12 protein-coding genes are annotated in these 11979 nt (G+C 65.3%); 1 reads left to right on the top strand and 11 read right to left on the bottom strand.

Annotation, left to right across the window (positions count from 1 at the left end):
• The 4 genes from IVB32_RS38840 to rimP form a co-directional block, all read right to left on the bottom strand.
• The coding region (locus IVB32_RS38840; RefSeq protein WP_247413082.1) for a translation initiation factor IF-2 associated domain-containing protein at positions 1–707 on the bottom strand (707 nt) is incomplete at its 3' end.
• 70 nt (positions 708–777) lie between these two features.
• Positions 778–1461 carry an RNA-binding protein gene (locus tag IVB32_RS38835; protein WP_018455799.1) on the bottom strand — a complete coding sequence of 228 codons (684 nt, stop codon included), beginning with the start codon at positions 1459–1461 and terminating at the stop codon, positions 778–780.
• 22 nt (positions 1462–1483) lie between these two features.
• Positions 1484–3094 carry a transcription termination factor NusA gene (gene nusA, locus IVB32_RS38830; protein ID WP_007603900.1) on the bottom strand — a complete coding sequence of 537 codons (1611 nt, stop codon included), beginning with the start codon at positions 3092–3094 and terminating at the stop codon, positions 1484–1486.
• A 2-nt stretch (positions 3095–3096) separates the two neighbouring features.
• Complete coding sequence (gene rimP, locus IVB32_RS38825; protein WP_018455800.1) at positions 3097–3876, bottom strand: ribosome maturation factor RimP; 780 nt, start codon at positions 3874–3876, stop codon at positions 3097–3099.
• A gap of 364 nt (positions 3877–4240) precedes the next feature.
• Between rimP and IVB32_RS38820 the strand changes: the two genes are divergently transcribed.
• A complete protein-coding gene (locus tag IVB32_RS38820) occupies positions 4241–5323 on the top strand; it encodes a DUF2336 domain-containing protein (RefSeq protein ID WP_018455801.1) in 1083 nt (360 codons plus the stop codon).
• On the opposite strand, the gene IVB32_RS38815 is transcribed toward IVB32_RS38820, so the two are convergent.
• The 7 genes from IVB32_RS38815 to IVB32_RS38785 all read right to left on the bottom strand — a co-directional run.
• Positions 5320–6030 carry a tRNA (guanine(46)-N(7))-methyltransferase TrmB gene (locus IVB32_RS38815; protein WP_018455802.1) on the bottom strand — a complete coding sequence of 237 codons (711 nt, stop codon included), beginning with the start codon at positions 6028–6030 and terminating at the stop codon, positions 5320–5322. The genes IVB32_RS38820 and IVB32_RS38815 overlap by 4 nt on opposite strands.
• On the bottom strand, positions 6027–7184 hold the full coding sequence (locus IVB32_RS38810; protein WP_026233029.1) for a M20 family metallopeptidase: 1158 nt from the start codon (positions 7182–7184) through the stop codon (positions 6027–6029). Before IVB32_RS38810 ends, IVB32_RS38815 begins: the two co-directional genes overlap by 4 nt.
• Before the next feature lie 85 nt (positions 7185–7269).
• The gene (locus IVB32_RS38805) at positions 7270–7683 is read right to left on the bottom strand and encodes a helix-turn-helix transcriptional regulator (RefSeq protein WP_007598327.1); all 414 of its coding nucleotides are present in this window, start codon (positions 7681–7683) and stop codon (positions 7270–7272) included.
• Positions 7684–7893: 210 nt separating this feature from the next.
• A complete protein-coding gene (gene lnt, locus IVB32_RS38800; RefSeq protein ID WP_018455804.1) occupies positions 7894–9507 on the bottom strand; it encodes an apolipoprotein N-acyltransferase in 1614 nt (537 codons plus the stop codon).
• Entirely contained in the window at positions 9504–10622 is a 1119-nt protein-coding gene (locus tag IVB32_RS38795) for a hemolysin family protein (protein WP_026233030.1), read from the bottom strand. Before IVB32_RS38795 ends, lnt begins: the two co-directional genes overlap by 4 nt.
• 1 nt (position 10623) lies before the next feature.
• A complete protein-coding gene (gene ybeY / locus IVB32_RS38790; RefSeq protein ID WP_018455806.1) occupies positions 10624–11133 on the bottom strand; it encodes an rRNA maturation RNase YbeY in 510 nt (169 codons plus the stop codon).
• Positions 11134–11194: 61 nt separating this feature from the next.
• The coding region (locus tag IVB32_RS38785) for a PhoH family protein (RefSeq protein ID WP_247413081.1) at positions 11195–11979 on the bottom strand (785 nt) is incomplete at its 5' end.

The following is an 11979-nucleotide window of genomic DNA, read 5'->3' as shown; positions in this document are numbered from 1 at the left end:
CCGGCTGCGACGGCGGGGGCGCGGCCCACCGGGCCTCCCGGCCGCTGCGTGGTCGTTCCGGGTCGCGCGGTCGTTGTTCCCGGGCGTGCCGTGGTGGTTGTGCCGGGTCGCGCCATCGGCGCTCCGGGCCGCGCTGCAGGAGCGGCCGAGGTCCCCGTTGCAGGGCGCGCCACAGATTGCGGCTGCTCGCCTTCGCCAAAACGCTTCTTGGCCTCGGTTTCGGCCTTCCGCTTGGCTTCCTCCTCGTGACGGTGACGCTCCTCCTCGGCCTTGCGGCGGGCTTCGGCGGCCTCACGATCAGCACGCTCGGCGCTTTCGCGGACCGCGCGGCGCTGGGCCTCTTCCTCGGCATGGCGGCGCTCTTCGACTTCGCGCACCTTGGCATCGGCCAGCGCGCTGGCGCGGGCGGAACGTTCGTCCTCGGTCAGCGTGCGCAGCACCACGCCGGAGCCGGCGTTGCGCGGCGGCGCGGGGCGTGCCGGGGCAGGCTTGGGCGCGGCGGCCGGCGCGGGCTTCGCCACTTCGGCCACCTGCGGTTCAGGGCTGCCGTCGACACGGCGCTTGCCACGCTTCTCGACCACGACCTGCTTGCTACGGCCATGACTGAAGCTCTGGCGCACGGTGCCCGTTTCGACGCGCGGCTTGAGCGATAGCGTCTTGCTCGGAACGCTCAGCTTCTTGTCGCCAGGGGTCTTGGTATCAACCATTAAGCAGTCCTAATCCTGATCTTGTTGTCTTGTGCGTTGCCGCACCGTGCTATCGGGTGGTCGTTGTCTCTCAGAAATCCTGGCCGGGCTTTTCGGCAGTCCTGTCAGCGTCCGCCATCCGGTATCGGACCAGCATCTGGCTACGTGACAGGAATGACTTGCTCGCCGGGCCCGCGAGCAGGGCAGCATGTATCACATTTGACCGGGTAAGTGCCAAATCCAATTCTGTCGATTTTAGTGCAGTGACGACGGGAATCTCCGGCTTGGCGCCGCGATTTCCCTCATTTTGACGCGCCAGCATGTCCAATTTGCGGATTCCGTCCGCGGCCCCGTCGCTGGCATGGATCAGGACCTCGACCGTACCCTCCCGAAGCGCGCTTTCGACCTTGCCGAAACCGGCGACGATCTGGCGCGCCTTGGCCGCAATCCCAAGGGCTTCGACCACGCTCCGGACCAGGAGCGCCTCGAGGTCGGCGGGAAACGTCTGAGGGATGCGCAGCTCGCGCTTGAAGGCTTTCGTAAAATGGTGACGCCGAACGGCTTCCGCAACCACCTCGCGCGAGGCGGTGACCCACATGCCGCGTCCGGGCAGCTTGCGCTTGAGATCGGGAACTATGTGCCCTTGCGGCGAGACGACGAAGCGGATCAGCTCGTCGATCGGCCGGACCTCGCGGCTGACCGCACACATCCGCACGGTCGCGGACCTTTCGGTCCGCGGTCCATGGTCGAGTTCGGGGTCAGTATCGGCGAGCATCCGGGTGACATCCTCCTTCGCCCTAAGCCGGCTGATCTTCGGTCGCCTCGGCCTCTTCAGCAGGCTTGGCGAGATCGGCCTCGGTGATCCATCCGGCCTTGACGCGGGCCTGCATGATCATCGCTTCAGCATCGTCACGGGAGATCTCCAGGCCATCGAGCGCGCCCGGATATTTGGTCTGCTCGCCGCCTTCCTTGCGCTCGGTCCAGCCGACCAGATCGTCCGTGGCGCAACCGGCGAGGTCGTCGACCGTCTTGATGTCGTTCTCGCCGAACTTCACCAGCATCTTCGAGGTGACGCCGGGCACGTCCTTCACGGCGTCCTCGACGCCGAGTTCCTTGCGCCTGGCCTCGAGCTCGGCTTCCAGCTGTTCGAGATATTCCCGGGCGCGGTTCTGGAGTTCCTGCGCGGTCTCCTCGTCGAAACCTTCGATGCCGGCGAGTTCCTTGACGTCCACCATCGCGAGTTCCTCGACCGACGTGAAGCCTTCGGACGCCAGCAACTGGCCGACCACTTCGTCGACATTGAGCGATTCCATGAAGACGCGGGTGGAGTTCTCGAAGTCGGCCTGGCGGCGCTCCGATTCCTCCTGCTCGGTCAGGATGTCGATGTCCCAGCCGGTGAGCTGCGAGGCCAGACGCACATTCTGGCCGCGGCGGCCGATCGCCAGCGAGAGCTGGTTGTTGGTGTCGGGCACGACGACCTCGATGCGCTCGCGGTCTTCGTCGATGACGACCTTGGAGACTTCGGCCGGCGCCAGCGCGTTGACCACGAAGGTCGCGATGTCGGGCGACCAGGGGATGATGTCGATCTTCTCGCCCTGCAATTCGTTCACCACCGCCTGCACGCGCGAACCGCGCATACCGACGCAGGCGCCGACCGGATCGACCGAGGAATCACGAGAAATCACGCCGATTTTTGCGCGCGAGCCGGGATCGCGGGCGACCGCCTTGATCTCGACGATGCCGTCATAGATCTCGGGCACTTCCTGCGCGAACAGCTTTGCCATGAACTGCGGATGGGTGCGGGAGAGGAAGATCTGCGGCCCGCGGGTCTCGCGGCGGACATCGAAGATGTAGGCGCGGACGCGGTCGCCGTTGCGGAACACTTCGCGCGGCAGCATCTCGTCGCGGCGGATGATGGCCTCGCCGCGGCCGAGATCGACGATCACACTGCCATATTCGACGCGCTTGACGACGCCGTTGACGATGTCGCCGATGCGGTCCTTGAATTCCATATATTGCCGGTCGCGCTCGGCTTCGCGCACCTTTTGCACGATCACCTGCTTGGCGGATTGCGCGGCGATGCGGCCATATTCCAGCGGCGGCAGGGTGTCGGCGATGGTGTCGCCGACCTGGGCACCGGGATTGGCGCGCTGCGCATCCACCAGCGAAATCTGGTTGGAATGGTTTTCGACCGTCTCGACCACCAGCATGTGGCGCGACAGCCGCAGCTCGCCCTTCTTCGGGTCGATCTCGGCGTGAACGTCGGTCTCGCTGCCGTAGCGGGCCCGCGCCGCCTTGGCGATGGCATCCTCCATCGCCGCGATGACGATGCCGCGGTCGATCGATTTCTCGCGCGCAACGGCGTCGGCGATCTGAAGCAATTCAAGTCGATTGGCGCTGACTGCCATGGCTAGTCTCCTTCGTCAGGATCGATTTCGCCCCGTCGCGCGCGTTCGGCGGCCAGGCGATGTTTCTTGGTATTGGTCGGAGCCGGCTTCTTCGTCGCGGCCGGCGTCGGTTTCTTAGTCGGCTTGGTGTTCTTGGTCGTTTTTTCGCTGATGCTGGCGTGCGGCGCCGCCGGCGGCTCGAGGCCGAGATTGCGGCGCATTTCGCGGGCCTGGGCCTTGCCGCGGCGCATGGATTCCGCGATCAGCTCGTCCGTCAGCACCAGCCGTGCCTCGGCGATGTCTTCCATCGTCAGGAGAACGTCGGCAGCCTCGCCCGCCTTGATGTCGTCGCGATGCAGATGCACGCGGTCGCCTTCGACGGGGCCGATCGTGCCGCGGAACCGCTTCCGCCCCTCATGGGCGACAGCCATTTCGACCTTCACCAGATGGCCGGCATAACGCTCGAAATCGGAGCGGCGCACCAGCGGGCGGTCGATCCCCGGTGAGGAGATTTCCAGCCGATAGGCGCGATCGACGGGATCGGCGACGTCGAGCACGGGCGACAGTGCCCGCGAGATCGCCTCGCAATCCTCGATCTGCATCGAGCCGTCCGGCCGCTCTGCCATAACCTGCACGGTGCAGCCGGATTCCCCGGAAATGCGGATCCGCACCAGGCGGTAGCCCATGCCTTCGAGCACCGGCCCCGCGACCGCGGACACCCGCGCCGCGACGCCCGGCTCGACCACGAGCCTCGGCTCGGCCAGCAATTCGGCATCCGTGGAACCAGGGTTCGGTTCGGTCATGTCAGAGGTCAAGGCGCTCGGTATGGTTAAGGCTTGGTTAAGCTTTCAAGCCCGCTTCGGAACTCTCCCGACAGATCGGCGGGCCGCACATCTTCCACCAGGCCGCGTTCAGGTAATAAAAAAGAGCGGGTCCTTTCGGGCCCACTCTCACTACGCGGATCGTATGAGAAGATGAATTGCCGGTGATATAGCCCTTTCCGCCCTCTCGGACAAGGCCCATTGCACGGCGCGCGAGGCTTTTTGCGCCCGCTGTGCGGCCCGCTGGCGCAACGCTTCCTTCACCTCCAAGGCCTAGATTCCCTGATTGTGGGGCGGCTTGGACCAGGGCGTACCCGCGGCGTGCCCCCTACGAGTTTGCGTTTTCATGACCGTTGCCACGTCGCTCATTCCCGGACTGGACGATATCGTCAAACGCGGCGACCCGCGGCGTCGCGGCGAGATCGCGCATGCCATTTCCCAACTGTTCTTTCAGGACGCCGAGAACCTCCGTCCCGATGTCATCGATCTCTTCGACAATCTGCTGATCGATCTCGTCCCGCATGCCGAGCTCGCCTCGCGCGTCGATCTCGCCGAACGCTTCTCGCGCCTGAACAACGCGCCGCGGCGTCTCGTGAGCGAGCTCGCGCGCGAAAACGAAATCGCGGTGGCGGGCCCCGTGCTGCGCCATTCGCCCGTGCTCGACGACGCCGCTCTCGTCGAAATCGCGCGACTGAAGGGCCAGGGACATCTGCTGGCGATGAGCGAACGCCCCACGCTGTCGGCTGTCATCACCGACGTGCTGGTCGAGCGCGGCGATCGCGACGTGGTGCGCCGCGCCGCGGGCAATGCCGGCGCGGTGTTCTCGCTTGGCAGCTATTCGGAGCTGATCAAGCGTGCCGCGCAGGATGGCGTGCTGACGCTCAGGATCGGCCAGCGCAGCGATCTTTCGGGTGAGAACCTGAAACAGCTTCTCGACGGTACGCTCGACGTCATCCGCCGTCGCCTCTCGAGCGTGGTCAATCCCGTGCGCCAGGTCGAGATCACGCGCGCCATGGCGGCCATCGAGGAAGCCACGCTGCCGCCGGGCCCGCGTCGCGATTTCTCGGGAGCGCAACGTACGGTGCTGGCCTTGCATCGCGGGGGCCATCTTGGCGAGAGCGCGCTGTTTGGCTTCGCGAAGGCCTACAAATACGAGGAGGCGATCGCTTCGCTCTCGGCGATGTCCGGAGTCCGCCTCTCGGTCCTCGACCGCCTGATCACGGGCGACCGCTACGATCCAATCCTGGTTCTGGGGCGTGTGCTGAATGTCAGCTGGCCGACGGTGCGGGCGCTGATCCTGATGTGGCACGGCCCGAATCGCACGCCAGCCGATGCCGATCTTGAGCAGGCGCGCGCGAATTTCACGCGCTTGATGCCGACGACCGCCGAGCGCGTCGTGAATTTCTGGCGCAACCGGCAGACGATCTAGACCCGCCTGAACCGCAGATACGCCGCCTTGCGCCCCTCGCGCGTGGCCTTTCGGCCGTAGCGCGTCATCGTGTATCCGGCCCACGGCAGGCGAAAATCATCGGCGCGCTCCGCGAGCCAGACAAAGTCCTGCGAGCGCGACAGATGCGACAGCGTCCAGGCGCAGTAATCGTCGATGTCGCAGACGAAACGAAATTCGGCGCCGGCTTTCAGCACGCGCGCCATCGCGGCGATGGTCCGGTCCTGGACGAAGCGCCGCTTCCAGTGCCGCCGTTTCGGCCAGGGATCGGGATGGATCAGGTCAATCCGCGACAGCGAAGCTTCCGGCAGCCAGGCCAGGAGCTCGGCGGCATCGCCTGCGAACAGGCGGATGTTGCCGATCTCGGCGGCCTCGATCTGCGCGAGGATCTTCGCCATGCCGTTGACGTAAGGCTCGCAGCCAATGAAGCCGGTTGTGGCGAAGGTCTGCGCTTCCGCCGCAAGATGCTCGCCGCCGCCGAAGCCGATCTCGAGCCGCAAATCGTCGGCTGCGGGGGCGAAGATCTCGCGGGCATCCGCCGGTGCTGCGCGGTCGATGGCGAGCGCAAGACGCGGCAGCAGATGATCGATCAGCTCGGCCTGGTGCTGCCTGAGCTTGTGGCCCTTGCGGCGTCCGAAGAAGGCGCGCTCGCTGTCCTCGCGATCCGGATCTGATTTGCGCTCACTCATCGTAGCGTCTGGTAGAGGCGGTGGAGCAGCCGCGCGCGCGGTGCGAGCGACGAGACATAGAGCTGCTCATAATGGGTGTGCGCGCCCTTGCCGTCGACGCCGAGCCCGTCGAGCGTCGCGGTGTGGGCGGCGGTGAAATTGCCGTCCGAGCCGCCGCCGGTGTGAACGTCCACCAGATCGAAGCCGATCTCCGTGGCAACCGTCTTTGCATGTTCGTACAGCGAAGCGCCTGCATTGCTCTTCTCGTAAGGCGGACGATTGAGCCCGCCCGTGACCTTGACGGTGACGCCATCTGTCTTCGATGTCAAAGCGAGGATCTTGCCGACGAATTCATCCGCGTCCTTGAAGCTCGGCACGCGCAGATCGATTTCAGCATAGGCTTCTTCCGGCGTCACGTTGGGCCGCGTGCCGCCGCGCACCACGCCGACATTGACGGTGACGCCGCGCGCCAGATCGTTCATCGCCTCCAGCGCCAGGATGACGTTGGCAAGCTCGCGGATCGCGCTGCGGCCATCCTGGGGCCGCGTGCCGGCATGCGCGGGCACGCCCTTGATGAACACTTCGAATCGCCCGACGCCCTTGCGACCGGTGACGATCTTGCCGCCCTCGCGCGCCGGCTCCGTCACCAGCACGTACTTCGCCTTGCGCCCTTCGGTCTCGATGAGTGCGCGAGAGGTGGGGCTGCCGATCTCCTCGTCCGAAGTGAACAGATGGGTGATGCCGAGCGGCCGGCGATCGGCCGTGGCGCAAAGCGCGCGAAAGGCGTGGTGGGCGATGTAGGCGCCGCCCTTCATGTCGTAGATGCCGGGACCGAACGCGCTGTCGCCTTCGACCTTGAACGGCAGGCGCTCGATGAATCCCATGGGGTGAACGGTATCGAGGTGGCTCAGCACCAGGATGCCCGGCCGGTCCTGGCCCCAGGTCGAGCGCGCCACGAGATGATCGCCGCAACCATCGACACCGGCGATGCGCTCGAGCGTAACAGGGAGATCGCGGTATTGCTCCGCGACCATCGAGACGAGCTTGTTGACCTGTTCAGGCGTGTCCGTTGGCGTCTCGACCTCCACCCAGCGGCGGATGCCATCGAGAATAGTTTGAGAATCGAACCAATTGGAGCTGGCCATGGGCGCATCTGTGCCTTTGAATCGCATCATCAAGGAGGACGCGCATCAAAGCGCGGCCACAAATGACGACATAGGCCAGATTTGACGCAGTCTCAAATCGGATTGAGATGGCGCGTCAGCGCTTGTCGGGGCCTTCGCGGGCCGCAATCTGCTCGACGAGATCGACGATCGAGCGGCGCATCTTCGAATCGGTGATTCGGGTGAACGCCTTGGTCAAAGCGAGTCCTTCGGAAGTCGCGAGGAAATCCGAGACGTAAGACGGCGATGCGCCTTCTGCGAAGCCGTCCGGCCCCGCCACGCCGCTCGGACCGCCCTCGAACAGGAAGGACACCGGCACCTGGAGAATTTCGGCAATTTGCTGGATGCGGCTCGCGCCGACCCGGTTTGTGCCCTTCTCGTATTTCTGAACTTGTTGGAAAGTCAGGCCCAAAGCTTCACCGAGCTTTTCCTGGCTCATGCCCAACATGATGCGGCGCATCCGCACGCGACTGCCGACATATTTGTCAACAGGGTTGGGCGCTTTCGACATTTCCTCAGCCCTCCAAACATCACCTTCGGCGCAATCAGGAATGCCTGAGGTGTAAGCAACGTCAAAATCAGACCCTGTTATTGGGAAACATTGCGGAGAAATTTAGCAATACCCACTGTCTTTTGCAGCCGGTGCAGAATGAGGAGGCCGCGTGCAGTCTGTCAACCGTGGGACTACGGTTGTCAAAAGCTATCGGCCGCGGCTGCGTGATCAGGGACGCCGTTTGGCAACACGTCGGCGGACCGCCAGAAACACGGCGAGCGCGACAAACATGGCCGCGGGGACATCGCCCACGCGCGCATAGATAGTCGGCGGGATCGCGGCGGGCAGATTTGCATCCAAAATGCCTTCGATCCCGAGACCGAGGCTGGCGACGATGCGTCCCACCGGATCGATCACTGCGGAAACGCCGGTATTGGCGGAGCGAACTAGCGGCAATCCGAGCTCGATCGCGCGCATCCGCGCCTGTTCGAGGTGTTGGTAGGGACCGGTCGAAATTCCGAACCAACCGTCATTGGTGAGATTCACGATCCAGCCCGGACGTTCATTGCGTCCGGCCACCTCGCCGGGAAAGATTGCTTCGTAGCAGATCAGCGGCAGCGCGGACGGCGCGCCGGGGACCGGCAGCGCATGGCGCACGGTGCCGGCAATGAAGCCGCCGCGCACACGCGTGAGTTGCTCGAAACCGAGCTTCTCCATCAGGCCCTGGTAGGGAAGAAACTCGCCGAACGGCACCAAATGCAGCTTGTCGTACATAGAGAGCACGCTGCCGTCGTGGTCGATCACGTAGATCGAATTATAGGCGCGTGTGATCGGCGTGCCCCGCGGCAGGTCGGGCGCGCGGACAGAGCCCGTGATCAGCACCGTGCCCTTGGGCAGAAGCTCCGCGATTTGCGCCATCGCATCGGCTTCGCGAGTCAGGAAGAACGGAAAGGCGGATTCCGGCCAGATCAGGATGGTGGCATCGCGCACGCCGGTCGATTGCGGTCCGGAGGCGCGGTCCGACAAGGCCAGATATTTCTTCATCACCTCCGCCTTGGCGGCGTAGTTGAATTTCGCGTCCTGCTGGAGATCCGGCTGCATCAGGCGCAATTTGGGGCCCGCGACCATCGTGGTCGGATGCAGCGACAGGCGGATCGCGCCGAAGATACTCATGACCAGCAGGAGCGCCAGGGCCGCGGCCGGTGCGCGCCACGCCAGGCGGCGATCGGGCGTGCGGTCGATCAGCGCCGCGGGGCTTGCGAAGATCGCAACCGTCAGGAACGTCATGCCCCACAGGCCGATCAGCGACGCCGTTTGTGCCAGCGGCAGCGGCTCGGACAGCGCATAGCCGAACGCGTTCCAGGGAAAGCCGGTCAGCGCATGACCCCGCAGCCATTCCGTGATGGTGAGGCTTGCCGCGAGCGCAAGCACGCGCGTCGCGTTCTTGGTCCAGAGCAGGCGGGCGAGCGCAAAGCCCATTGCCGTGAAGATCGACAGATAGGCCGGCAGGCCCAGCACGGCGAACGGCGTCAGCCAGGCGAATACATCGGCGTCGACGAAGAAGGCGTAGCCGATCCAGTAGAGGCCGGGCACGAAATAGCCGAGGCCGAACCAGTAGCCGGTAAGCGCCGCGGCGGGGACGCCGCGATATCGTCCGGCGCCGGCGCCGTCGATCAGCCAGACCAACACCGGGAAGGTGATGAACAGTACCGGGAAGGCGTTGAACGGCGCCAGCGCCAGCACCGAGAGCGCGCCGGCAGCCATCGCGACGAGCGCGCGCTTCCATCCCCAGGTCAGGATGATGGCAAGCGCGATCTGGCGAAATCGCTGGAAAGGGCTCACTGCGGACCGGTCCCGTCGCTTGGCGGCGGGGTGGGCGTGTCGCTGGCCGTCGGCTGGCTGCCATCCGGCGCAGCCTCGCGGCGCCGGCTCTCGCGCTGGGTGCGCGGCGCGGGACGCTCCTTTCGCGTCGAGATCCGCAGTCGCTTGACCCGGCGCGGATCGGCATCGAGCACCTCGATCTCGTAATGGCCGGGGCCCGAGATCACCTCGCCGCGCACCGGCAGGCGCCCGACGAAGCTGACGAGATAGCCGCCCAGCGTCTCCACTTCCTCGCCGGCCTCGCCGGTGACGAAGTCCTCGCCGATCACGGTGCGGACGTCGTCGAGGCTGGCGCGGGCGTCGGCGATGAAGGCGTTGTCGGGCAACCGCACGATCGAGGGCGGCTCGTCGCTGTCATGCTCGTCGTCGATCTCGCCGACGATCTGCTCGACGATGTCCTCGAGCGAGACCAGGCCGTCGCTGCCGCCATATTCGTCGACCACCAGCGCCAGATGGATGCGGGTGGCCTGCATCTGCGCAAGCAGGTCGATCGCCCGCATCGACGGCGGCACGTAGAGCAGCTTGCGGATGATGCGCGCTTCCTCGAGCGGCAGCGCGAGATCGACCGTACGCAGATCGAGCCCGGCCGGCAGCGGTTTCTTGCGCTTGGTTTTCGTGACCCCCGACACGCGCGCACGCGCGGTCATGAAGGCGAGCAGATCGCGGATATGGACGATGCCGACGGGATCGTCGAGCGTCTCGTTGTAGACCACGAGGCGCGAATGGCCGGCGCTCTCGAAACGGTCCATCAACTCGCCGAGCGGGATGTCGCGCTTGACCGCGACGATGTCGGCGCGATGCACCATGACGTCGGCGATGCGACGCTCGTGCAGGCCGAGGATGTTGCGCAGCATGGTGCGCTCGACCGTCGAGAAGCCGGTGTCGTCGGGCGTCGTGGCGTCGAGCACGACCTGGAGGTCGTCGCGCACCGAACCTGCCTTCCAGCCGAACAGGCTGCGAATGGCACGCAGCAGCCAGCCCTCCGCGGTCGGGCGCATCACCTCGCCTGAGGTCACCACGACCGGTAAATTGGCCGTGTTGCGCGGATTGTCGTGAGTCGGGTCCGAATCCGGCATCTCAATGCGTCCCTGGGCGGTCGGCATAGGGGTCGGGAATGCCGAGATGAGCCAGGATCTCTCGTTCGAGCGCTTCCATTTCCTCGGCGTCGTCTTCGTTTTCGTGGTCGTAGCCGACCAGATGCAGGAAACCGTGCACGGCGAGATGGCTCAAATGATGATCGAACGGCTTTTGTTCCTCGTCCGCCTCACGCCGCATGGTCTCGTAGGCGATCGCGATGTCGCCCAGCATGCGCGGCGCATCGCCAGGCTTCCAGTCGCCTTCCGGCTGCAGCGCGGGAAACGACAGCACGTTGGTCGGCTTGTCGATGCCGCGCCAGTTGCTGTTCAGGGTGCGGATGCCGGCATCATCGGTCAGCATCACCGCCACTTCCGCCTCCGCAACGTCTTCGTCGACATTCTCGGCGGCGGCCGCCACGGCGCGCTGGATCACGGCTTCGGATTCGGGCTCCCGCTGCCAGCAATCGGCGACGACGAGGACCTCGGTGATGGGAAGGTTGGGGTGTGACATTGTCCTTGTTCCGAACGAAGGCGCGCCGTGTCCGCGCCCATATGGTCCGGTTGCTGTCTCGTCAGGATTTACCGGCGGCCGGCCGCTGCGGCGACCCTTCGTAGGCGGAGACGATCCGCGCCACGAGCTCGTGGCGGATCACGTCTTCGGCCTTGAAATGAACTTGCGCAATGCCTTCGACGCCGCTCAGCAGGCGCGTCGCCTCGGCGAGGCCCGAGGTCTGGCCGTTCGGCAAGTCGATCTGCGAGGGATCGCCGGTGACGATCATGCGGCTGTTCTCGCCAAGGCGGGTCAAGAACATCTTCATCTGCATGGACGTGGTGTTTTGCGCCTCGTCCAGGATGATGGCCGCGTTGGTCAGCGTGCGACCGCGCATGAAGGCGAGTGGCGCGATCTCGATCTCGCCGGTCTGCAGCGCGCGCTCGACAATGCGCGCGTCCATCAGGTCATAGAGCGCGTCGTAGATCGGGCGGAGATAAGGATCGACCTTCTCGCGGAGATCGCCGGGCAAAAAGCCGAGCCGCTCGCCGGCTTCCACCGCCGGGCGCGACAGGATGATCTTGTCGACTTCCTTGCGCTCGAATAGCTGCGCGGCATGCGCGACCGCGAGCCAGGTCTTGCCGGTGCCGGCGGGGCCGATGCCGAACACCAGCTCGTGGCGCTTCAGCGCGCGGATATAGGAATCCTGCGCCGCCGTGCGCGCACGCACCGGGCGCTTGCGCAGATTGATGCTGTCGAAGGTGGATTTGGCCGACTTGGCATCGAACTCGAACAGCGAGCCCTGCGCGATCACGGCACGGATCGCGCCCTCGACCTCGCCCTGGTCGAGATCCTGTCCCTTCACGG

Source organism: Bradyrhizobium sp. 23 (assembly GCF_023073295.1).
Taxonomy (GTDB): domain Bacteria; phylum Pseudomonadota; class Alphaproteobacteria; order Rhizobiales; family Xanthobacteraceae; genus Bradyrhizobium; species Bradyrhizobium canariense_D.
Note: the sequence above shows the minus strand (reverse complement) of the source record. Positions and strands in the feature narration are given on the sequence as shown.